17 protein-coding genes and 1 pseudogene are annotated in these 22,536 nt (G+C 74.2%); 8 read left to right on the forward strand and 10 right to left on the reverse strand.

Annotated elements, in window-relative coordinates; translation table 11 throughout:
• Positions 1-3: 3 nt before the first annotated feature.
• From AQJ58_RS01855 to AQJ58_RS01875, 5 genes are read right to left on the reverse strand one after another with little or no spacing between them, the layout of a single operon-like run.
• Positions 4-591: a hypothetical protein gene (locus AQJ58_RS01855; protein ID WP_067244154.1), complete on the reverse strand. Its 588-nt coding sequence runs from the start codon at positions 589-591 to the stop codon at positions 4-6.
• Positions 588-1,919: a hypothetical protein gene (locus AQJ58_RS01860; RefSeq protein ID WP_067244156.1), complete on the reverse strand. Its 1,332-nt coding sequence runs from the start codon at positions 1,917-1,919 to the stop codon at positions 588-590. The genes AQJ58_RS01855 and AQJ58_RS01860 overlap by 4 nt, the downstream gene beginning before the upstream one ends.
• Entirely contained in the window at positions 1,916-2,680 is a 765-nt protein-coding gene (locus AQJ58_RS01865; RefSeq protein ID WP_234359930.1) for an ABC transporter ATP-binding protein, read from the reverse strand. Before AQJ58_RS01865 ends, AQJ58_RS01860 begins: the two co-directional genes overlap by 4 nt.
• Positions 2,681-2,730: 50 nt before the next feature.
• Entirely contained in the window at positions 2,731-3,645 is a 915-nt protein-coding gene (locus tag AQJ58_RS01870; protein ID WP_067244158.1) for a zf-HC2 domain-containing protein, read from the reverse strand.
• Positions 3,642-4,229 (reverse strand): RNA polymerase sigma factor, encoded by a 588-nt coding sequence (locus tag AQJ58_RS01875; RefSeq protein WP_067244160.1) that lies wholly within the window; start codon positions 4,227-4,229, stop codon positions 3,642-3,644. Before AQJ58_RS01875 ends, AQJ58_RS01870 begins: the two co-directional genes overlap by 4 nt.
• 120 nt (positions 4,230-4,349) lie before the next feature.
• Here AQJ58_RS01875 and AQJ58_RS01880 point away from each other — a divergent pair, with 120 nt between their 5' ends.
• From AQJ58_RS01880 to AQJ58_RS01900, 5 genes are all read left to right on the forward strand, one after another.
• Positions 4,350-4,736, forward strand: a complete 387-nt coding sequence (locus tag AQJ58_RS01880) for a hypothetical protein (RefSeq protein WP_079078641.1) — start codon at positions 4,350-4,352, stop codon at positions 4,734-4,736.
• 90 nt (positions 4,737-4,826) lie between these two features.
• Positions 4,827-5,024, forward strand: a complete 198-nt coding sequence (locus AQJ58_RS01885) for a hypothetical protein (protein WP_067244161.1) — start codon at positions 4,827-4,829, stop codon at positions 5,022-5,024.
• Positions 5,025-7,103: a 4-alpha-glucanotransferase gene (malQ, locus tag AQJ58_RS01890; protein ID WP_067244163.1), complete on the forward strand. Its 2,079-nt coding sequence runs from the start codon at positions 5,025-5,027 to the stop codon at positions 7,101-7,103.
• 60 nt (positions 7,104-7,163) lie between these two features.
• Entirely contained in the window at positions 7,164-7,430 is a 267-nt protein-coding gene (locus AQJ58_RS01895; RefSeq protein WP_067244165.1) for a hypothetical protein, read from the forward strand.
• Positions 7,431-7,678: 248 nt separating this feature from the next.
• Positions 7,679-10,774 (forward strand): AfsR/SARP family transcriptional regulator, encoded by a 3,096-nt coding sequence (locus AQJ58_RS01900; protein ID WP_067244167.1) that lies wholly within the window; start codon positions 7,679-7,681, stop codon positions 10,772-10,774.
• A gap of 80 nt (positions 10,775-10,854) precedes the next feature.
• Here the strand turns inward: AQJ58_RS01900 and pepN are convergent, their stop codons facing one another.
• The 3 genes from pepN to AQJ58_RS01915 all read right to left on the reverse strand — a co-directional run bounded on the left by pepN (position 10,855) and on the right by AQJ58_RS01915 (position 15,679).
• Entirely contained in the window at positions 10,855-13,422 is a 2,568-nt protein-coding gene (gene pepN, locus AQJ58_RS01905) for an aminopeptidase N (protein ID WP_067244168.1), read from the reverse strand.
• 147 nt (positions 13,423-13,569) lie between these two features.
• Complete coding sequence (locus AQJ58_RS01910) at positions 13,570-15,387, reverse strand: DEAD/DEAH box helicase (RefSeq protein ID WP_067244170.1); 1,818 nt, start codon at positions 15,385-15,387, stop codon at positions 13,570-13,572.
• Positions 15,388-15,475: 88 nt separating this feature from the next.
• Positions 15,476-15,679, reverse strand: coding sequence for a cold-shock protein (locus AQJ58_RS01915; protein ID WP_020943502.1), 204 nt, complete (start codon positions 15,677-15,679; stop codon positions 15,476-15,478).
• A 210-nt stretch (positions 15,680-15,889) separates the two neighbouring features.
• Between AQJ58_RS01915 and AQJ58_RS01920 the strand changes: the two genes are divergently transcribed.
• Entirely contained in the window at positions 15,890-16,402 is a 513-nt protein-coding gene (locus AQJ58_RS01920) for a DUF1203 domain-containing protein (protein WP_067244172.1), read from the forward strand.
• Here the strand turns inward: AQJ58_RS01920 and AQJ58_RS01925 are convergent.
• On the reverse strand, positions 16,399-17,415 hold the full coding sequence (locus AQJ58_RS01925; protein ID WP_067244174.1) for an aspartate-semialdehyde dehydrogenase: 1,017 nt from the start codon (positions 17,413-17,415) through the stop codon (positions 16,399-16,401). The two genes, AQJ58_RS01920 and AQJ58_RS01925, sit on opposite strands and share 4 nt — an antisense overlap.
• 277 nt (positions 17,416-17,692) lie before the next feature.
• Here AQJ58_RS01925 and AQJ58_RS01930 point away from each other — a divergent pair, with 277 nt between their 5' ends.
• Together AQJ58_RS01930 and AQJ58_RS01935 are read left to right on the forward strand one after the other, a co-directional pair.
• Complete coding sequence (locus tag AQJ58_RS01930; protein WP_107121935.1) at positions 17,693-18,226, forward strand: sigma-70 family RNA polymerase sigma factor; 534 nt, start codon at positions 17,693-17,695, stop codon at positions 18,224-18,226.
• A 1-nt stretch (position 18,227) separates the two neighbouring features.
• Positions 18,228-18,998 carry a hypothetical protein gene (locus AQJ58_RS01935; RefSeq protein WP_234359931.1) on the forward strand — a complete coding sequence of 257 codons (771 nt, stop codon included), beginning with the start codon at positions 18,228-18,230 and terminating at the stop codon, positions 18,996-18,998.
• Positions 18,999-19,052: 54 nt separating this feature from the next.
• Here the strand turns inward: AQJ58_RS01935 and AQJ58_RS01940 are convergent.
• A pseudogene (locus tag AQJ58_RS01940) lies at positions 19,053-22,368 on the reverse strand (S8 family serine peptidase).
• Positions 22,369-22,536: the final 168 nt, after the last annotated feature.

Raw genomic sequence — 22,536 nt, forward strand, 5'->3', positions numbered from 1 at the left:
GGTTCAGCCACGGGGCCCTTCGGGGCGGGCGCCCCGTGTGACGTACAGGGCCGTGCCCAGCACGCACAGGCACCCGGCCGCGACCCACGCCGCCGTCACGTCCCCCGCCTGGGTCGGCCAGGCCCACACGGTGACCGCGCGTCCGCGCACCCCGTCCGACGCCAGGGACACCGCGCCGACGTAACCGCAGGCCGGCAGCCAGCTCAGCCGGGCACCCAGCAGGACGGCGGAGGCCGCGACGAGCCCGGTGCAGCCCAGCAGGTTGCGCAGGACGGCCGGTGCGTCCCCGGGCACCGCGACCGGCAGCAGGACCGCCGCCACCGCCGTCAGGCCGAGCAGCTGGGCCAGCCGGAGCGGCCACCAGGGGCGCACGGCCGTACGGTCCAGCTCGTCCGAGGCCGAGTGCAGACTCGCCCCGGTCACCGCCGCGGCCAGCAGCGGGGTCACCGTCACCAGCGGCAGCAGCCGGTCCGGAGCCCCGCCGGAGCCCGTGCCCGCCGCCGTCCCCAGGGTCAGGACGGCGGCCGCGGCGAGTACGGCGAGGGCGCGGGGGACGGCCCGCGACCGGGCGTACAGCAGGACCCCGCTCACAGCGCCGGCACCTTCCGCGCGTCGCAGTCGCCGGCCGTCGCGAAGTACGCCGACAGCCACGCCCGGCGCGCGCCGGCCCCCATCGAGGCCAGCCGCTCCCGGGCCGCCCTGCGGTCCGCGAGCCCGGCCCGCCGCTCCTCGTCGCCCCGCGCGGCCAGCCGGTCGACGTACCCCTCCGCGGGACTCGGCGCGAGGTAGTGCTGCACGGCGTCGTCCGCCAGGCTCATGCGCCGGTCGAGCGTCCCGCAGTCCCCCCGGTCCTGAAGCATCGCCACCGCCTCCCAGGCGTACTGCCCGGGATCGGTCAGCCGCCCCCGCACCAGCGACGAGCCGAGTGGGGTGAGCATCGGCAGCTGCACCTCGCCGACGCGCGGCTCACCGGGCCGGTCCACGAACCGGACCGGCAGGTTCCGTACCCCGTCCAGTCGGCCGGTGATCCCCGACAGGGCGGCTGTGACCTGCGGCAACAGTGCGCCGTAGCGGGCGTTGACGCACACCTGGGGCGTCGTCGAGGTGTCGCACACCTGCCGGTTCCCGACCGGGTTCGTCCGCCACAGCCCGTCCCCCGTCTGCACCAGCAGCCCGCCCGCCGCGACGGCCGCCGCGAGCGGCAGCAGGACGGTCCACCGGCGCCGCGCCGCGTAGGCCAGCACGGCCGCCGTGGCGAGACCGGCCACCCACACCGCCATCGCCCACGGCTGCCGTCCGACGGGGACCAGTCCCTCCGCCACGGGGAACGCCGGGCTCAGGAAGCGACCCGGGCCGGTGTCCGCCCGCCCCCACAGGCCCAGCGCCCCGTACCCCCCGAGTGCCAGCAGCGGGGCCGCGAACCGCGAGGGGACCAGCCGCCCCACGACCTGGCCGACCACGACGAGGGCAGCCAGCGCCACCACGTCCGTCGGCAACAGGTCCGCGTAGGGCCGGTCCCCGGTCGCGTACGGCCAGGTCGCGAGCAGCGCCCCCGCGGCCGCCAGCGTGTACCCGCCCGTCACCCACAGCGCCAGCGGCACCGCCGACGCCAGGAACCGGGCCAGCGGCCCCCGCACGGCCGTCCCCCACAGCTCCTCGGTCCGCCGCCGGCGCTCCCGCCCGCCCTGCCAGCAGCCCGCGGCCGCCCCGAGCGGCAGGACGATCAGCAGCACACTGTGCAGCTCGGAGCGGGTCTCCGCCCAGCCGCCCTGCCAGCGGTCCGCCACGACACCCAGCGCCACGGCCGGCAACAGGAAGGCCACGGCCCCGGCGAACGGCGCGAACCCCCGCGCCACCTCGGCCCGCAGCGGATGCGTCAGCACCGGCCGCGCCGCCGCCCTTTCCCGTACGAGGCTCATCCCGCCGCCTCCGCCCCGGCGCGGTGGGCCCGCAGGGCGGCCGTGTAGCCGCGCTCGATGACGCTGTCGCCCACCCCCGGCGCCTCACCGAGCGCGCTGAGCGACGCGGGGGTCCCCCGGTAGGCGACCCGCCCCGCGTCCAGCAGGGTGACCTCGGTGCAGGCGGCCGCCACGTCCTCCACCAGGTGGGTGGAGACGATCACGGTCGAGGTGGAGCCCAGCTCCCGCAGCAGCGCGCGGAACTCCACCCGCTGTTCCGGGTCGAGGCCCGCCGTCGGCTCGTCGAGCAGCAGCACGTCCGGGTCGTTGACCACGGCCTGCGCGATGCCGACCCGGCGGACCATGCCGCCGGACAGCGTCCGCACCTTGGCGTCGATGCGGTCCTCCAGACCGACCCGGCGCACCGCCCGCTCGACGGCGGCCGGGGTGCCGGCGGCGGGCATCTCCTTCAGCCAGGCCACGTACGCGACGAACTCGCGCACGGTGAAGCCCGGGTAGTGGCCGAACTCCTGCGGCAGATAGCCGAGCCGGGCGCGGACCGTGCCGCGCCGGGCGGGCTCGCCGACGTCCTCGCCGAGGATCTCCACCCGCCCGGCGTCCGGCCGCGCGACGGTGGCCAGCACCCGGATCAGGGAGGTCTTCCCGGCGCCGTTGGGGCCGAGCAGACCGTGCACCCCGACGCCGAGATCGAGGTCCACGCCGTCCAGGGCGACGGTCCTGCGGTGCCGGACACGCACTCCGGACACACGTATGGTGCTCACTTCATCTCCCGAGAGGGGGTTCGTGGTGGGGCTCGGGTTGGTGGGACGGCTCACCGTCGCTCCAAGCCGTCGAGGGCGCCGCGGCGGGCGGCCAGCACGGCGGCGCACAGCACGGCCGCGGCCGCCCACGCGCCCTGGGCCGGGGCGCCGTCCAGACAGCGCGAGAGCTGCTCGGCGAGCCGGCTGACCGCAGTGCCGCCGGGCGAGGTCAGGACCGGGGCGAGGACGGCGGCGAGCCAGCCGCCGCCGGTCACCGCCGTCGCCGTACGGCAGCCGACGTACCCGGACAGGGCGAGCGAGGCCAGGGTCAGCGCCAGGCCCGGCAGCAGCCAGGCCGCCGCGCCCGGGGCCCCGGAGGCGGGCAGCAGCAGCCCCGTCACGGTGAGCAGCGGCACGCTGACCCCGAGGACGGCGGCCGTCCGGGTCAGGGCCAGCCGCAGTCCGCCGGAGGGGGTGGCCGCCGCGATCTCGTGCAGCGGATCGGCGTACCGCCCGTAGGACACGGCGACCCCGGCCACGGGCACCACCGGTGCGAGGGCGAGCAGCAGCGGTCGTACGCCGTCGACGTCCGCGCCGTACGCCAGGCCGAGCGCCCCCAGCGCGACCAGCAGCACCGCGGGCAGCCAGCCCCCGCGCACGGCGGGCCCGGCGGCCCACACGGCCCGCGCGAGCAACGACGACCACTGGCGGGCCCGCGGGGCGGGCGGCGCGGGAAGGGGCGCGCGGACGTCTCCCGGTACGGGGTCCTCCAGTACGGCCTTCCGGACCTCCGCCAGGACCAGCGCGGGCACAGGCAGCCGCCGTACCGCCGCCGCGACGCGCGCCGCGCACCCCCCGCACCGCTCCACATGGCTCTCCAGGGACCAGGCGTCGGCCTCCGCGAGGGTGCCGTCGGCGTACCGGGCGGCCACGTCGTCCGACACGTGCCGGACATCGGTGCGCCTGCCGAGGCGATCGGTGCTCATACCAGGCCTCCCGAGGCCGGAGCGGGGCTCAATCGGGCGAGTGCCGCGCGCAGTTCGGCGCGGGCACGTTGGGCGCGGGTCTTGACCGTGCCCTCGGGGATGCCGAGCAGCCGGGCCGCCTCCCGGGTGGTGAGCCCGTCGACGACCGTCGCGCGCAGCACCTCCCGCAGTTCGGGCGAGATCCGCTCCAGGGCGGTGCCCACGTCGCCGAACTCCAGCCCGGCCAGCACCCGTTCCTCGGCCGAGGGCGTCTCGGCGGAGGGGGTGGCGGTGTCCAGGGGAGCCGTCTCGATCCGGCCGGCCCGCTCCTGCGCCCGCCGGGTGTCGACGAGCCGCCGGGCGGCGATGGTCCACAGCCAGCCGCCCGCCTCCCCGCCCCGGTGCCCGGCCGCCGACCGCCACACGGTCAGGAAGGTGTCCTGCAGCACCTCCCGCGCCACCTCGGCATCCGCGCACCGGCGCACGAGCCGGGCGTACACCCACCCGGCGTGCCGGTCGTACAGCGTGGCCAGCGCCCTCGCGTCCCCGTCCGCCACGGCCCGCAGCAGCGCCGCGTCCGTATCGCTCTCCCCGTGGCCCCTCATGGGGCGGAACAGTCTCACACCCCCTCTATCGACGACGGTCCGGCGACCGGTTCACGGGCAGGGCTCGGCGAGGGCCGGGGCGACCGTGTCCCGGTGCGGGGATCGCGAGTTGGACGGGACGTGAACGAGAACAGCCGGACCAGCCGGCAGCGGCGCTGCGCGGTGTGCGACCTCATCGTCGGAATGGGGTGCCCGGGCTGCGGCACGGGCACGGCGAGGGCGCTGAGCCGGGGCGCGCCCGCCGCCGCGGGCCGCGAGGCGTGGCGCCGCTTCCCGCCCGGCGCCCTCCTGATCTCCCGGACCGGGTACGCGCACCTCCCCGGCTGCACCCATCTGATCGAGGACCTGGTGAAAGCGCCCGAGTGGGGGTGGATCCCCGAGCCGGCGGCCGGCCTGTGGGACCGGGCGAGCGCGGCGCATCCGGTGCCGGCGACGGAGGGCAACACCCGGCTCAGCGCGGTACGGCGGTGCACGGAGTGCCAGTCCTGGCTGACCGACCGCGTCTGACGCGGTCCGGACGTCTGTCCTGGCGTCCGCTGGGTAGGCCTGCGGTGACCGACGCCCCACCCCGACGCCCCACCCCACGAGGAGCCCACCGTGACCGCGCCCGCCCCCTCCAAACGCCCGGCGGAAGCCTCCGCCGCCCCGCTCGACGAACCCCGCCAGGGCGCCTTCAGCGCCGAAGGCGCGTGCGCGCAGGCCCCGCTGACCAGTGAGCCCCCGCTGCCCGACGCCGAGCCCCTCACCAGCGAGCCGCCGCTCGCCGCCGTGGACACCGACACCACGAGGCCCTAGATGACCGCACCCCTCGGCGAGGAACTAGCCCGGCTCGCCGCGCTGCACGGTGTCGCCACCTCCTACCGGCCCGCCCCCGACCGCACGGTCACCGCCTCGCCCACCGCCGTCACCCGCGCGCTCGCCGCGCTCGGCGTCGACGCGGACACCCCGCGGGCCGTACGGGACGCGCTCGACGCACGGGAGCGCGAGCTGGCCGCGCGCCTGCTGCCGCCGACGGTCGTCAGCTGGAGCGACGGCCCGTGCGCCGCGCTCACCGCCCTCCCCGGCGGCACCCGGCTGCGCGTCGAGACCGAGCAGGGGGAGGTCCGCGACACCGCCGACGGGCTGCCGCACGGGGTGCACCGGCTGACGGCCACCGCGCCCGACGGCCGCACCGCCCGCGTCCACCTGGTCGTGGCCCCGCCCCGGCTGCCCACGCCGCCGCGCCGCTCGTACGGAGTCCTCGTCCAGCTGTACTCCCTGCTGTCCCGCCGCTCCTGGGGCATGGGCGACCTCGGGGACCTCGGGGAGCTGGCCGACTGGGCGGGGCGGGTCCTCGGCGCCGGGTTCGTGCAGGTCAACCCGTTGCACGCGGCCGTACCGGGGGCGCCGACCGATCCGTCGCCGTACCGGCCGTCCTCGCGCCGCTTCCCCGACCCCGTGCATCTGCGCGTCGAGGAGATCCCCGAGTACGCGTACGTCGAGGACCGCGCGGCGGCGGAGCGCGGGGCGCGGCTGCGGGAGGCGGTGCTGGAGAAGGGGGAGCTGATCGACCGGGACGCCGTGTGGGAGGCGAAGCGGGAGGCGCTGGAGCGGGTCGCCGCGGTGCCGCTCGGGCCCGGCCGGCGGGCGGCCTACCGCGACTTCGTCGCCGGCCAGGGGCAGGCCCTGGAGGACCACGCCACCTGGTGCGCCCTTGCCGAGGTGCACGGGCCGCGGTGGAGCGACTGGCCCGAGGAGCTCAGGGACCCCCGCTCGGCGGGGACGGCCCGCGCCCGGCGCGAGCTGGCGGACCGGGTCGGCTTCCACTCCCGGCTCGCCTGGCTCACCGACACCCAGCTCACCGCCGCCCAGCGCACCGCGCGCGAGGCCGGGATGGCGATCGGGATCGTGCACGACCTCGCGGTCGGGGTGCACCCGTCCGGCGCGGACGCCTGGGCGCAGCAGGAGTACCTCGCCGCCGGGATGTCCGTCGGCGCCCCGCCGGACGCCTTCAACGCGCGCGGCCAGGACTGGGGCCTGCCGCCGTGGCGCCCCGACCGGCTCGCCGAGTCCGGCTACGCGCCCTACCGCCGTCTCCTACGCGGCCTCTTCCGCTACGCCGGCGCCCTGCGCATCGACCATGTCATGGGGCTGTTCCGGCTCTGGTGGGTCCCGCAGGGGCAGGCGCCGACCGAGGGCACCTACGTCCGCTACGACGCCGAGGCCATGCTCGCCGTCCTGGTGCTGGAGGCCGCACGGGCCGGCGCGCCGGTGATCGGCGAGGACCTGGGCACCGTCGAGCCGGGCGTCCGGGAGGCGCTGCGCGCCCGCGGGGTGCTCGGGACGTCCGTGCTGTGGTTCGAGCGGGACTGGGACGGCGACGGGCGCCCGCTGCCGCCGGAGCGCTGGCGCGCCGACTGCCTCGCCACCGCCACCACCCACGACCTGCCGTCCACCGCCGCCCGGCTCACCGGGGAGCACGTCGAACTGCGCGACCGGCTGGGCCTGCTCACCCGGCCCGTCGAGGAGGAACGCGCGGAGGCCGCCGCCGACACGGAGGAGTGGCTGGCCCTGCTCACCCGCCTCGGGCTGCTGGCCGGGGGCGCGGTGCTGCCCGGGGGCGCGGGCGGCGGGGACCGCTCCGCCGAGGAGGCCGAGGTGCAGGCCCTCCACCGCTTCCTGCTGCGCACCCCCGCCCGCATGATCGGCGTCTGGCTGCCGGACGGCGTGGGCGACCGCCGCCCGCAGAACCTGCCGGGCACCTGGGACCAGTATCCGAACTGGCGGCTGCCGATCGCCGACGGCCGGGGCCGCCCGATGCCCCTGGAGGAGCTGGCCGCGGCACCCCGGCTGCAGCGGCTCTTCGACGTCCTCCGGGAGGCGGCGCGGGAGTGATGGGCTCCCCTACGGCACCCCGGGCGCGCGGCCCCGCGAGGCGTTCGCTACTTTTGCTCTGTGGACAAGAAGAACGCCCTGCGCGCCGGCGCCCTGGCTGCCGGTACGACGCTGATGATGCTGCTCATGTCGTCCCCCGCCCTCGCGCTGACCCGCGACGACGGCGACGACCCCGGCACCGGCCTGAACGTCGGCGAGACGCTGGGCCTCTATGTCGTGCTCCCGCTCGTGATCTTCGCTGCCATCACCGGCCTGGTCATGGTGCTCGACAAGTCCAACCCCGACCACCGCGTCTTCAAGCCGGGCAAGGCCAAGGCCAAGGCCTGACCCTCCGCTTCTCGGCACCGCATCCCACCTGAGGCCGCCGCCCCCACCGCCCGCGCATCCCACGCGACCGGGCACGGGGGCGGGGCCTTTTCGCGTGCCGTGCCTTGTGTCCTTGTGCCCTGGTGCCAGGTTGCAGCGGGGAGCTTGCGGGAATCTTGCCTGGCAGGTGGCGGGGTGGTTGGGTGGCGCCCGGCGGGGAACGCGCGAGGGGGATCGCGCGGTGGGCTCGGCGCGGGCAGGGGGACGGCATGACGGGATTTCGGCTGCTGGGGCCCGTGGAATTATGGGTGTCGGGCCGGCCGGTGGACCTGGGCCCCGCCAAACGGCGCACCCTCCTCGCGGCGCTGCTCGTGGACGCGGGCCGCTGGGTGTCCGCCGAGACACTGATCGACCGGGTCTGGGGCGAGGAGCCGCCCGCCCAGGTCCGCGCCACGCTCTACGCCCATGTCGCCCGGATCCGCGGGGCGCTCGCGGAGGCGCTTCCGTACCTCGGTGACGGTGAGACGGGGAACGCCCCCGCGCGGCCGCCCCTGGTGCGCGGCTCGGGGGGCTACCGGCTCGACGTCCCGCGCGACCTGGTCGACGCCCACCGGTTCCGCGACCTGGTCACCACGGCCCGCCTGAGCGGCGCTTCCGCCGCCGCGCGCGTGGCGGTGCTGCGGGAGGCGATGGGGCTGTGGCGCGGCGAGCCGCTCGCCGGACTGCCCGGCGACTGGGCGGCCCGCACCCGGGAGAGCTGGACGCAGCAGCGCATCCACGCCGTCCTGGACTGGGCGGACGCCGAACTCCGCGTCGGCGGACACCCCGTGGTGGTCGACGTGCTGTCCGCCCTGGTCGCCGAACACCCGCTGGTCGAGCCGCTCGCCGTGGCACTGATGCGCGCGCTGCACGCGGCCGGGCGTGCCCCGGAGGCGCTCGCCTGCTACATCGCCCTGGGCAAGCGCCTGGCCGAGGAACTCGGCACCGCCCCGGGAGCCGAGGCACGCCATGCCCACCGGACGATCCTCGGCGGGAAGGCCGCCGGACCGGGGACCCGCCGCCCGCCGCCCGCCACCGCCACGGCTCCCGCCGTCGCCACCGGGCGGCCCAGCAGCGTCCCCGCGCAACTCCCCATGGAGGCCGCGGGGTTCACCGGGCGGGAGGAGGAACTGGCCCGGCTCGACAAGCTCCTGGTCGGGGCATCGGACCGGCCGTCCGCCGTGGTGGTCTCGGCGGTGTCCGGGACGGCGGGCGTGGGAAAGACGGCGCTGGCGGTGCACTGGGCGCACCGGATCCGGGACCGCTTCCCGGACGGCCAGCTCTATGTGAACCTGCGCGGCTACGACCCCGAACGGCCCGTGACCGCCGCCGACGCGCTGGTCCGGTTCCTCACCGCGCTCGGGGTCCCGGGCCAGGACGTCCCGCCGGAGCCGGACGACCGGGCGGCGCGCTATCGCAGCGAGATCGCCGACCGGCGGATGCTGATCGTCCTGGACAACGCCGCCACCGTCGAACAGGTCCGCCCCCTGCTGCCCGGCGCCGGCACCTGCGCCGTCCTGGTGACCAGCAGGGACAGCCTGGCCGGACTGGTCGCCCGCGAGGGCGCCCACCGCCTCGACCTCGATCTGCTGCCCGCCGACGCCGCCCGCGCCCTGCTGCGCCGGCTCGTCGGCCCCCGCGCCGAGGCCGAGCCCGACGCCGTCGACGCGCTCGCCGCACAGTGCGCCCGGCTGCCGCTGGCGCTGCGGGTCGCCGCGGAACTCGCCGTCGCCCGCCCCGCCACCCCGCTGGCCGACCTCGTCGGCGAACTCACCGACCAGCAGCGACGCCTGGACCTGCTCGACGCGGACGGCGACCCCCGGGCCGCCGTCACCGCGGTGTTCTCCTGGTCGCTGCGGCAGTTGCCGACGGACGCGGCACGCGCCTTCCGGCTGCTCGGCCTGCACCCCGGCCCCGATCTCGACGTCCACGCCGCCGCCGCGCTGACCGGCTGCGACCCGGCGGACGCCCGCCGGATGCTCGACGTCCTCGCCCGCGCCCATCTGGTGCAGCGCGTGGACGGCACCCGCTACGGCATGCACGACCTGCTGCGCGCCTACGCCACCCGGCTCGCCACGGCCGAGGACGCCCCGCAGGCCCGCGAGGCGGCCCTCGACCGGCTGTTCGACCACTATCTCGCCACCGCGGCCGCCGCCATGACCTGCCTCCACCCGGCCGAGGCCCATCTGCGGCCTCCCGCCCCCGAGGCCGCCACCCCCGACCTGTCCGATCCCGACGCCGCGCGCGCCTGGCTGAACGCCGAGCGGGCGTGTCTGACGGCGATGTCCGCCCACACCGCCACCCACGGCCGGCCCAGCCACGCCATCCGGCTCTCCCTCACCCTGTACCGGCACCTCATCACCGGCCGGCACACCGACGGCCTCACCATCCACGGGCACGCCCGGGACGCCGCCCGGCTGCTCGGGGACCCGGCGAGCGAGGCCCGCGCGCTGCTGGGCATCGGCACCGCGCACTGGCAACTGGCCCGGCACGAACCGGCGCGGCGGTACCTCCAGGAGGCGCTGACGCTGTTCCGGCAGGCCGACGACCCGCCCGGCGAGGCCCGCGCCCTCGTCAACCTCGGTCTCGTCGACGAGCGGCTGGGCCGCTTCCGGTCGGCCGTCGGCCTCCTCGAACAGGCCCTGGTGCTGTACCGGAACGCCGGGGACCGCTCGGGCGAGGCGGTCGTGCTGAAGGACCTCGCCACCGTCGAGGGCCAGCTGGGCCGCTACGGAGAGGCCGCCGACCGGCTCCAGCAGGCGTTGGCCCTGCTCCGCGCGGTCGGCAACCGGTACCTGGAGGCCCACGCGCTCAACGACCTCGGCACGGTCGAGGCGCGGCTCGGCCGGCTCGACTCGGCGGCCCGCCACCAGGAACAGGCCCTGGTCCTGCTCCGGGAGGTCGGCGACCGGTACGGCGAAGCCGGGGCGCTGCACAGCCTCGGCGTCGTCCACACCCGGCTCGACCGGCCCGCGGAGGCCGCCGAGTGCCACCGGCAGGCGCTCGCCCTCTACCTCCAGAACGGCGACCGGGACGGCGAGGCCAGGGCGCTCAACGGCCTCGGCGAGGCCGCCCGGGCCGCGGGCCGCCCTCTCGACGCCGTCCCCCACCACACCGACGCCCTCGCCATCGCGGAGGACATCGGCAACCCCGGCCAGCAGGCCCGCGCCCACAGCGGTCTGGGCGACGCGCACCGGGCACTCGGCGACACCCCGCTCGCCGTCACCTGCTACGAACGGGCCCTGACCCTCTACACCGACCTGGGCATGCCCGAGTCGGCCACCCTGCGCACGACCCTGGCCGCCCTCACCGGCACGGAGTCATAGAGAAGTGGCGCCCGGTACGGCACCGGGCGCCCCATCGACGTACGAACGACCGCCGTACGAACGATCGCTGTGCGAACGGACTACTGCGCGTCCGCCGCCTGGGCCTTCAGCGCGCGCTCCACGCCCGCGCGGGCCTCGGAGACGAGGCGGCGCAGGGCCGCGTTCGGCTCGGCGGCGGCCAGCCAGGCGTCCGTGCGGGCCAGGGTCTCCTCGGAGATCTGGATCGCCGGGTAGAGACCGATCGCGATCTGCTGGGCGATCTCGTGCGAACGGGACTCCCAGATGCCCTTGACCACCTCGAAGTACTTCTCGGTGTACGGGGCGAGCAGCTCGCGCTGGTCGGTCTGGACGAACCCGCCGATGACGGCCTCCTGGACCGCGTTGGGCAGCTTGTCCGACTCCACGACCTGCGCCCAGGCCTCCGACTTGGCCTCCGGCGTCGGACGGGCGGCCCGGGCGGTCGCCGCGTGGCGCTCACCGGCGGCGGTCTTGTCCCGCTCGTACTCGCCGGCGATCTCCGCCTCGTCGAACCGGCCCACGGCCGCGAGACGCTCCACGAACGCCCACCGCAGCTCGGTGTCGACGGCCAGGCCCTCGATCGTCTGCGAGCCGTCCAGCAGGGCCTCGAGCAGGTCCAGCTGCTCCGGCGTACGGGCGGTGGCGGCGAAGGCGCGGGCCCAGGCCAGCTGGTGGTCGCTGCCTGCGGCGGACGTCCGCAGGTGGGCCAGGGTGGCGTCGGTCCAGCGGGTGAGGAGGGCCTCACGGGTGGCCGGGGCGCCGTACAGGTCGATGGCGAGCTTGACCTGACGGTGCAGCGACTGCACCACGCCGATGTCGGACTCCTTGCCGATGCCGGACAGCACCAGGGACAGGTAGTCGCGGGTGGGCAGTTCGGCGTCCCGGGTCATGTCCCAGGCCGAGGCCCAGCACAGGGCGCGCGGCAGGGAGGACTCGAAGTCGCCGAGGTGCTCGGTGACGAAGGCGAGGGACTGCTCGTCGAGCCGGACCTTGGCGTAGGACAGGTCGTCGTCGTTGAGCAGGACGACCGCCGGACGGCGCGTGCCGACCAGCTGCGGTACGGCGGTCAGCTCGCCGTCGACGTCCAGCTCGATGCGCTCGCCGCGCACCAGCTTGCCGCTGTCGTCGTCGAGGTCGTACAGGCCGACGGCGATGCGGTGGGGGCGCAGGGTCGGCTCGCCCTTGGCGCCCGCGGGGAGGGCCGGGGCCTCCTGCCGGATCGCGAACGAGGTGATGACACCGTCCGCGTCCGTCTCGATCTCGGGGCGCAGGACGTTGATGCCGGCCGTCTCCAGCCATGCCTTCGACCAGGCCTTCAGATCGCGGCCGGAGGTCTCCTCCAGCGCGCCGAGCAGGTCGGACAGGCGCGTGTTGCCGAAGGCGTGCGCCTTGAAGTACGCCTGGACGCCCTGGAAGAACTCGTCCATGCCGACGTAGGCGACGAGCTGCTTCAGCACGGACGCGCCCTTGGCGTACGTGATGCCGTCGAAGTTGACCAGGACGTCGTCGAGGTCGCGGATCTCGGCCATGATCGGGTGGGTGGACGGCAGCTGGTCCTGCCGGTAGGCCCACGTCTTCATGGAGTTGGCGAAGGTGGTCCACGAGTGCGGCCAGCGCGACTCGGGGTGGTACGCCTGGCAGGCGATGGAGGTGTAGGTGGCGAACGACTCGTTCAGCCACAGGTCGTTCCACCACTCCATGGTGACCAGGTCGCCGAACCACATGTGGGCCAGCTCGTGCAGGATGGTCTCGGCGCGCAGCTCGTACGCCGCGTCGGTCACCTTGGACCGGAAGACGTACTGGTCGCGGATGGTGACCGCGCCCGCGTTCTCCATCGCGCCCGCGTTGAACTCCGGCACGAACAACTGGTCGTACTTCTTGAACGGGTACGCGTAGTCGAACTTCTCCTGGAACCAGTCGAAGCCCTGCCGCGTCACCTCGAAGATCGCGTCCGAGTCGAGGAACTCGGCGAGGGAGGGCCGGCAGTAGATGCCGAGCGGCACGGACTGCCCGTCCTTCTCGTACACGCTGTGCACGGAGTGGTACGGCCCCACGATCAGCGCGGTGATGTAGCTGGAGATCCGGGGCGTCGGCTCGAAGGCCCAGACGTCGTCCTTGGGCTCGGGCGTCGGGGAGTTGGAGATGACGGTCCAGCCCGTCGGCGCCTTCACCGTGAACCGGAAGGTCGCCTTCAGGTCCGGCTGCTCGAAGGAGGCGAACACCCGGCGGGCGTCCGGCACCTCGAACTGCGTGTACAGGTAGGCCTGCTCGTCGACCGGGTCGACGAACCGGTGCAGGCCCTCGCCGGTGTTGGTGTACGCACAGTCGGCGACGACCCGCAGGACGTTGCGGCCCTCCAGCAGGCCCGGCAGCGCGATCCGGGAGTCCTGGAAGACCTCCGCCGCGTCCAGCGGATCGCCGTTGAGCGTGACCTCGTGGACGGCCGGGGCGACCAGGTCGATGAAGGACTCCGCACCGCCTTCGGCGACGTCGAAGCGCACCGTGGTCACGGACCGGTAGGTGCCGCCCTCCTGAGCGCCGGAGAGATCCAGATCGATCTCGTACGAGTCAACGGTGAGCAGCTTCGCCCGCTGCTGCGCCTCTTCGCGAGTCAGGTTTGTGCCAGGCACGCGGTCATCTCCTCGTTATGGGTGGGTTGCGCCATCCTTCCACGGGTCGGGTGCCCGGGGCGACGACGTTAGGGGTGGTCCGGCGGGCGCGTTGGAGGGGCGACCGGTGCTTTCCACTCCCCCCACCCCCTCTGTCTCGGCAACGGTCTACGCGCCCCGGCGGTCCGTGCCCCGGCCCCCGGCTCCGGTGGAGCCGCCCGTGGTTCCGGTGCCGCGGTTGCCCGTGCGGCGGCCGGAGCCGCGGCCCGGCTTGGTGGAGCCGTTGGCGCCGGCCGTGCCGGAGGTGGTGCGGCGGGTGGTGCCGCGGCCGCCCGTTCCGTTCGTGCCCGGGGCGGCGCCGGATCCGCGCGCGGCCTTGCCGGTCGCCGGGGCGGCCGCGGGGCGGCGGGTGGTGCCGCCGCCGTTCGCCTCGGCCGTGGTGCGGCGGGCGGTGGTGCGGCCGTTCGCCTCGGCCGTCGTGCGGCGGGTGGTGCCGTCGTCGTTCGGCTCGCGCCTGGTCCGGCGGGGGGTGGTGCGGCCGTTCGGGTCCGGCGAGGTCGATCGGCGCGTGGAACCGCCGGTGGCCGTCGTGGTGTCCGGCGTGGGCGTGCCCCGTGTGCCCCTGCGGCGCCTCGTTGCGCTTGTGCTTGCGGTGCGGCGGCGGGGTGTGGGCGGTTCGGCCGGGGCGGGGAGTTCGATGGTGACCGCGACGCCGGACGGTTCGCGGGCGCCCGTGAGGGCGGCCAGCTCCGTGTCGCCGGAGGTGATGCGGGCCGTCCGGGGGCGGATGCCCGCGTCCGACAGCAGCCGGGTCATGTCCCGCTTCTGCTCCGGCAGGACCAGGGTGACCACGCTGCCGGAGCCGCCGGCCCGGGCGGTGCGGCCGCCCCGGTGCAGGTAGTCCTTGTGGTCGGTCGGCGGATCGACGTTAACGACGAGGTCGAGGTCGTCGATGTGTATGCCCCGGGCCGCGACGTTGGTCGCCACCAGCGCGGTGACCTGGCCGTTCTTGAACTGCTCCAGCGTGCGGTTGCGCTGCGGCTGGGAGCGGCCCCCGTGCAGGGCGGCCGCGCGCACGCCGACGGACAGGAGCCGCTTGGCGAGCCGGTCGGCGGACCGCTTGGTGTCGAGGAAGAGGATGACCCGGCCGTCACGCGCCGCGATCCGCGTGGTCACGGCCTTCTTGTCGGTCTCGTCCTGGAGGTGCAGGACGTGGTGCTCCATCGTGGTCACCGCCCCGGCGGACGGATCCACGGAGTGCACCACGGGATCGGTCAGGAACTGCTGGACCAGGCGGTCGATGTTGGCGTCCAGGGTGGCCGAGAACAGCATCCGCTGGCCGTCCGGCCGCACCTGCCGGATCAGCTTGGTGATCTGCGGCAGGAAGCCCATGTCGGTCATCTGGTCGGCCTCGTCCAGGACCGTGATCCGCACCTGGTCGAGGACGCAGTCCCCGCGCTCCACGAGATCGTTGAGCCGGCCGGGGCTCGCCACGACCACCTCGGTGCCGCGCCGGAGCGCGTCGGCCTGCTTGGTGATCGACAGCCCGCCGACCACGGTGGCCACCCGCAGGTTCACCGCCGTCGCGTACGGCGTCAGCGCGTCCGTCACCTGGAGGGCGAGTTCCCGCGTGGGCACCAGCACCAGGGCGAGCGGCGCCTTCGGCTCCGCCCGCAGTCCGGCCGTACGGGCCAGCAGCGCCAGCCCGAACGCGAGGGTCTTGCCCGAGCCGGTGCGTCCCCGCCCCAGCAGGTCACGGCCGGCGAGCGAGTTGGGCAGGGTGGCGGCCTGGATCGGGAAGGGCGCGGTCATGCCCTGCGCGGTGAGCGTCTTCAGCAGCCCCGAGGGCATGTCCAGGGCCGCGAAGTCCTCGACGGCGGGAAGAGCCGGCGTCGTGTTCTCCGGCAGCCGGAATTCCCTCGGCGACGATGTGGACGGTGGGGGTGACGAGGGACGCCGGTTCGTTTTCCGGGGTCTGCGGGACATGCGGGGGTCTGCCTTCCTGGAAACAGCACAAACCGGGGTCTGCACCATGACGGTGCGGACCCCGGTGAGCGGAATACGCGTCCGGCGATCAGGCGGGGACGATGTTCTCCGCCTGCGGGCCCTTCTGGCCCTGCGTGACGTCGAAGGAGACCCGCTGGCCCTCCTGCAGCTCACGGAAGCCCTGGGTCGCGATGTTCGAGTAGTGGGCGAAGACGTCGGGGCCGCCGCCGTCCTGGGCGATGAAGCCGAAGCCCTTTTCGGAGTTGAACCACTTCACGGTGCCCTGCGCCATTGTTTTCTCCTTCAGTAGGCGTTCTATAAGCAGAGGCCCCATCCGGAGATGCCGGTAAAACAAATAATGCGCCTGGAGGAAAAACATTCCCAGCAGGCGCACATAGGTTCATGGGTACCACAACTGCAACACCACGACCGTAGCACAGCTCGGGGTTCGACGTCCGGATTCCGCCGGTGACCCGCCCGGCGCGGCGCCAGAGTGGGACGCATGACCGAAACCGCGAGCACCACAGGCCGCACCCACCTCCCCCGCCCCATTGCGCCGGACGTCGTCGACGCACTGCGCACCCGCGACGACGCCGGCCGGCGGACCGTGGCCTTCGTCGACCGGGAGGGCGGCGCGCCCCTGCGCTGCTGTCTGCGCCGCAGCGAGCCGGGGGAGACGATCGCGCTGGTGTCGTACGCGCCGTTGCGCCGCTGGGCGGCGCTGCACAGGGCCGAGCCGGGCGCCTACGACGAGCAGGGGCCCGTCTTCGTCCACGGCCGGGACTGCCCGGGGCCGGCCGGCGGCGGGCTGCCGTTCCCGGGGGAGCACCGCACCGTGCGCCGGTACTCCGCCGCCGGGCACATCCTCGGCGGGGAACTGGTCGCCGACGGTGACATCGGTCGCGCCTGCCGCGACGCGTTCGACGACCCCGACGTGGCGCTCGTCCACGTCAGGGCCGTCGAGTACGGCTGTTTCCTCTACGAGGTCCGCAGGGACGCCGTGGGCGCGCCCTAGCCCTTCAGCTCGGCCGCCACCAGCTCCGCGATCTGCACCGCGTTCAGCGCGGCGCCCTTGCGGAGGTTGTCGTTGGAGACGAAGAAGGCGAGGCCGTGGTCCACCGTCTCGTCGGCGCGGATGCGGCCGACGTACGACGGGTCCTTGCCGGCCGCCTCGAGGGGCGTCGGGATGTCGGTGAGGACGACGCCCTCGGCCGAGGCGAGCAACTCGGTGGCGCGCTCCACGGACAGGGGCCGCGCGAAGCGGGCGTTGACCTGGAGGGAGTGGCCGGAGAAGACCGGGACGCGGACGCAGGTGCCGGCGACCTTGAGGTCGGGGATCTCCAGGATCTTGCGGGACTCGTTGCGGAGCTTCTGCTCCTCGTCGGTCTCGTTCAGGCCGTCGTCGACGATCGAGCCGGCGAGCGGGACGACGTTGAAGGCGATCGGGCGCCGGTAGACCTGCGGGTCGGGGTAGGCCACCGCCCCGCCGTCGTGCGTGAGCCTGTCCGCCTCGGCGACGACCTTCTGCGCCTGGCCGTGCAGTTCCGCCACGCCCGCGACACCCGAGCCGGACACCGCCTGGTAGGTGGCGACGACCAGCGCCTGAAGGCCGGCCTCCTGGTGCAGCGGCTTCAGGACCGGCATCGCGGCCATCGTCGTGCAGTTCGGGTTGGCGATGATGCCCTTGGGACGGTCGGCGATCGCGTGCGGGTTCACCTCGGAGACGACCAGGGGGACCTCCGGGTCCCTGCGCCACGCGGAGGAGTTGTCGATCACGACCGCGCCCTGCGCGGCGACCTTCTCCGCCAGCGCCTTCGACGTCGCGCCGCCGGCCGAGAACAGGACGATGTCCAGGCCGCTGTAGTCGGCGGTCGCCGCGTCCTCCACGGTGACGCCGTCCAGCTCGGTGCCCGCCGAGCGGGCCGAGGCGAACAGCCGCAGCTGCGTGACGGGGAAGTTCCGCTCCTTGAGGATCCTGCGCATGACCGTGCCGACCTGACCGGTGGCTCCGACGATTCCGACCCTCACGGCGACTCCCTAACGTTCACTCTTGACCGGGGCTTTTCCATCATGCGGCCGACCCCGGTCCACCTGTCCAATTCTTTGCGCCGCATGCCCGAGGACTGGGACGCCCCGACCTGATCAACGGTTTCGGAACTTCCGTCGCACCCCTGTTGATCTGCAGGAATTCGCCCTACGGTCACGTCGTGCCGCAAGCCGTACGGCCCGGCGCCCGGATGTGACGTACGCCTCCGAACGTTCGCGCGCCCTGCGGCGTCGTAGGAGAAACGCGGCGAGGGGAGGGGTGTCCGTGCTGCGCAGAATCGCCCGTCGCGTCCAGGGGGACGACCGAGGTGATCCTCTGGACGTGACGCAGGAACGCCGGGTGCGGGCGGTGCTCGCGCTGGGCGGGGTGCCGCAGGCGGACCTGCCGGACGGGGTACAGCAGGTCCGCCTGCGGCTTCTGGAGCGGGCCGCCAAGGGGCAGGAGGCGCCGCGTGACGTCTCCGCGTGGGCGGCGGTCGTCGCCTCCAACTTCGCCATGGACTGGCACCGCGCCCGGCGCCGTCAGGAGCGCCTCGGCGAGCGGCTGGCCTCGTTGCGCCAGCACGCACACCCTTCGGGCGAGGACACCAGCGTGCTCTCCCTCGCCGTCGCCCAGGGCCTGGACGATCTGCCCGACGCCCAGCGCCAGGTCGTCGTCCTGCGGTTCTTCGCCGATCTGCCGGTCGCCTCGATCGCCCGGGAGCTCGGCGTCCCCGAGGGGACGGTCAAGAGCCGCCTGCACACGGCGGTCCGGGCTCTGCGCGCCCGCCTGCACGAGGACGAGGTGGTGTGACATGCCCGGACAGCGGCACGAGAACCCCGACGGGCCCGAGGGACTCGACGGCATGGACGGCATGGACGGCATGGACGGCATGGACGCCCTCATGGCCGCGATCACCGGAGATCCCCTCCCCGAGGAGGCCCGCGCCGATGCCGCCCTGCTGGCCGCGCACCGCTCGGCGACGGCGGACGTGGCGCTGCTGAGGGAGCAGCTCGCTCTCCTCGCGGAGGCGCTCACGGAGCCCGTCGAGGGGCCCGCCCCGCCGGTCGTACGGCCGCTGCGGCGGCCCCGGTCCCGGCTGCGCCCCCTCGCCCTGCGGGCCGTGGGCGCCGTCGCCGCCGGTGCCCTGGTGTTCGGGGCGGGGTGGGTGGTCGTGCAGGCGGGTCCGGCCGGCGTCGGGTCGAGCTCCGACAGCGGGGCGAAGGCCGCCTCGGGTGCGGAGGACGCGGGCAGTCCCCTGGGCGACTCCGCCTACCTGGCCTGTGCGCGGCTGGTCGTCGAGGGCGATGTGACGGCCGTACGGGCGGTGCCGGGGACGGACGAGGAGCGGATCACCCTGCGCGTGACCCGCTCGTACAAGCCGGAGAAGGCGCCGGGGGAGGTGCGGTTCGTGCTGGCGAGGGACATGGATCCGCTGGTGGCCGAGGGCGACCATGTGCTGGTCGCCCTGGCGCAGGGGTCGTCCTCCCCGGACGTCTGGGCGGTCGGCGAGGCGGACATCGCCGCCGAGCGCACACCGCTGCGGCGCGCCCTGCCGCAGGCGGCGGGAACGGCCTGCGAATGACGAAGGGGCGGGTGTCCCCCCGGACACCCGCCCCTCCCTCCTTCTGTACGGGTGTTACGGGGTGACCTTCTCGATCGCCACGTTGCCCGAGCCCGTGACGGTGCCCCGGGCGTTCACCAGCTGGACCTGGCCGAAGAAGGCCCGGCCCTCCGGTGCGGCGGCCGCGGCGGTCACCTTCGCGGAGACCTGCGCCGAGGCGCCCGTGGCCAGCTTCACCGGCGCGGAGCCGTCGACGGAGATCGTGCCGAGCGAGGCGGCGTAGAAGACGTCGAAGTAGTCGTACGCCGTCTTCCCGGCCGGGACCGCGTAGCCCGACACCACGATGGTGTAGGTGCCGGCGGCGGGCGAGGCGAGGGAGACCGCCTCCTCCGAGTCGCCGTCGGCGGAGATCCCGACCTGCTTGCCGTTCGCGTCGAGGACCACCAGGTCGAGGTCGGCGGAGGGGTCGGAGACCTTGCCGATCCGCACGTCGAGGGACTTGGCGCCCGCGGGGACGTCGACCGTGGTGGTCTGCTCCTCGCCCTGCGCGATGGTCGGACGGGTCGTCTTCGAGGAGCCGAGCGGGCCGTCCACCAGGTGGCCGTCGACGGCCGCGTAACCGTTCGTCACCGTCCAGGAGGCGGTGGCCGGCTGGCCGACCTTCGCCTCGGGCACGGTCACGGTCGCCGGGTCGAACGCGGCGCCGTAGACGGTGGCGTCCAGCGTGTACGGGTTGTCGAGCAGCGGCGAGGTGCGGCGCGACTCGACCTCGATCTCCCAGACGCCCGGCAGCGGGTCGGCGTAGGAGCGGACGTCCGGCTTGCAGCCGTTGCCGTCGAGGTAGTTGTTGTAGCAGAAGGGCGTGCCGCTGTCCTCGACGGCGACACCGTAGGGGTGGATCGAGATGAACCGGGTCTGGCTCTTGTCCTTCAGCCCGCCGATCGCGACCTCGAGCGTCTTGGCGCCCTCGGGCACGGTCAGGAAGTAGTGCTGCGAGCTGTTGCGCTGCACGGTGTTCGCGGCGTGGAAGGCGTACGTCACCGGGGTGGAGACGATGACCGTGTTGAGGATCTGCTTGTCGACGCCCTTGGTGTGCGGGTCGTCGACCTCGAGGATCACGCTCTTGATCCCGGCGGACCGGGGGGGCGGCCTCGATCTTCACGGTGACCGGCTTGTTCAGCTCCAGCTTCACGGTGTTCGGGCCGAGGATGCGGAAGGCGCCGTCCGCGTTGTTCTTCAGGCGCAGCTTGTGCCGGACCGCCTCGTCGGCACCCGTGGTGCGGGTGACGACGACGTCGTAGGTCTTCTTCTGGCCGGCCTTCAGGCCGCCCTCGCGGTCGTAGATGCCGGTGCCGAACCCGGGGGTCTTCAGCGCCTGGTCGAGCGCGGTGTCGACCGGGGCCTTGACCGTGTACTCGTGGGCGGTGGCGCCCTTCCTGATGTCCTTCCAGGCGTCGACGATGTCGATGAGGCCCGCGCCCTCCTCGTAGGCCTGCACATCCTTGATGTGGTGGGCCGTGGAGGTCAGTGCCGTGCGCAGGTCCGCCGGGCTGAGGGCGATGCCCTTCTGCTTGGCGGCGGAGATCAGCAGCGCCGAGGCGCCCGCGGCCTGGGGGGAGGCCATCGAGGTGCCCTGGAGCATGGAGTAGCCGGCGGGCAGGGTGTAGCCGGACTCGGCGACCGGGCTGCCGGGCAGCCAGGTCTGGGTGGTGTTGACGGCGGCGCCGGGCGCGACGAGCGTCGGCGTGAAGCCGCCGTCCTCACGCGGGCCGCGCGAGGAGAACGGCAGCAGCGCGTACTTCTTGGTCACCTGGGAGCCGTAGTTGGAGGCCCAGGTCTCCTTGGAGATGGCCGCGCCGACGGAGATCACCTTGTCGGCCAGACCGGGGTCGCCGATCGTGTTGGCGCCCGGGCCCTCGTTGCCCGCGGCGATCACGAGCTGGACGCCGTAGGTGTCGATGAGGCGGGTGTACAGCTCGGCGCGCGCGTTGTTGCCGTCGTTGAGGCCCGGCAGACCGCCGATCGACATGTTGACGATGTCGACGCCGCGGTTGACGACCAGGTCGATCATGCCCTCGGTGAGCGCGACGTTGGTGCAGCCGCCGGTCCAGTTGCAGGCCCGGGAGGAGACGATCTTCGCGCCGGGCGCGGCACCGTTCATCCTCCCGCCGAACAGGCTGTTCGCGGCGGTGATGCCGGCGACGTGGGTGCCGTGCTCGGACTCGATGATGCCGATGTTGACGTAGTCGGCCTTGGCCCCGGCGGCGTTGTAGACGACGTCCTTGCGGGTCTCGACGACGAACGGGATGCGCTCGGCGACGTCGGTCGCCGGGTTGTCGGTCCCGAAGTAGCCGATCTGGTAGCCGGCCTTGTACGGCTTCATCGGCGCGTCGTCGGTGAAGTCGAGGTTGTCGTTGGCGTCGACGCGGACGGTCCCGGTGGCGGCGTCGTAGAGCACGCCGAAGGCGTCGGTGGTGTCGCCGTCGCGGTTGACGTCGCCCTTCTCGTCGCCGCCGGCGGTGATGGACTCGTAGAAGTAGTTGAACTTGTACGAGCCGGCCGGGGCCTTGAAGGTCTCGGGCACACCGGTGGTGGCCGGGGTCGCGGAGAACTGCGGGCCGCTGACCGAGGTGAGCATCCGGCGCCAGGTGCCGTCGTTGTCGGAGACCGGGTCGGTGGCCGTCACCCAGTCGACGATCTTGCGTTCGCCGGTGGTGGTCTTCTGCAGCGCGGGGTGCGCGAGGTCCACGCCGGAGTCGAGGATGCCGATGGTGACACCGCGGCCGTCCGCCTTCGGGTTCTTCTTCACGAAGTCGACGGCGCCCGTCTCGAAGGACGGGTTGTACGGGTTCTCGGCGCGGGTCTTGCTGCCCGGCGCGGCGTAGGTGTTCGTCTTCGACGAGGACCCGGCGCCCTTGGCGGTGTCCGCGCTCGGCGTCGGGTCGTCCAGCGCGATGTCCTGGCGCAGGTCGATGGCGTGCACGGAGGACAGCTTCGCGGCGGCGGCGATCGCGGCGTCCGCCTTCGCGGTGGGGACGGTGGCGCGGACGTAGCCGACCTTGTCGAAGGTCCGGCCGACGATGCCGCCGTTCACCGCGTCCAGCTGCTCGGCGACCTGCTCGGTCTTCCCCGGCGCGGTGGCGACCATCATCGTGACGGTCTTGTCGCCCTCGGCCTTGGCCTCGGCGAGCAGTCCGGCGTCGTCGGAGCCGAGCTTGTCGTGGGCGGACTTCACGCCCGGGTCGGCCGCGGCGGCGGGGCCCGCGTCGGCGGCGAACGCCAGGGGTATCGGTCCGGCCGCGGACAGCGCGGCCACCAGGCCGACGGCCGCGGCGATGCGAGCCGCGCGTCTGGGGCCGGATATCGGTTCGCGCTGGGGGGTGAAAGTCATCGGCATCCCTTGTTGGTAAAGGAACGGTCGACCGGGCTGGTCATACCTGATCGAGAACGTCCGGGACATGGCACCGGACGAGCCGAAAGCTTTACGCAACAGACGGCCGTTTGGGGAGTGTTGACCGAAACGATATGGATCTATGGGGAAAACCCTCTACGGGAACCC

The organism is Streptomyces sp. DSM 15324, from assembly GCF_001514285.1.
GTDB lineage: Bacteria > Actinomycetota > Actinomycetes > Streptomycetales > Streptomycetaceae > Streptomyces.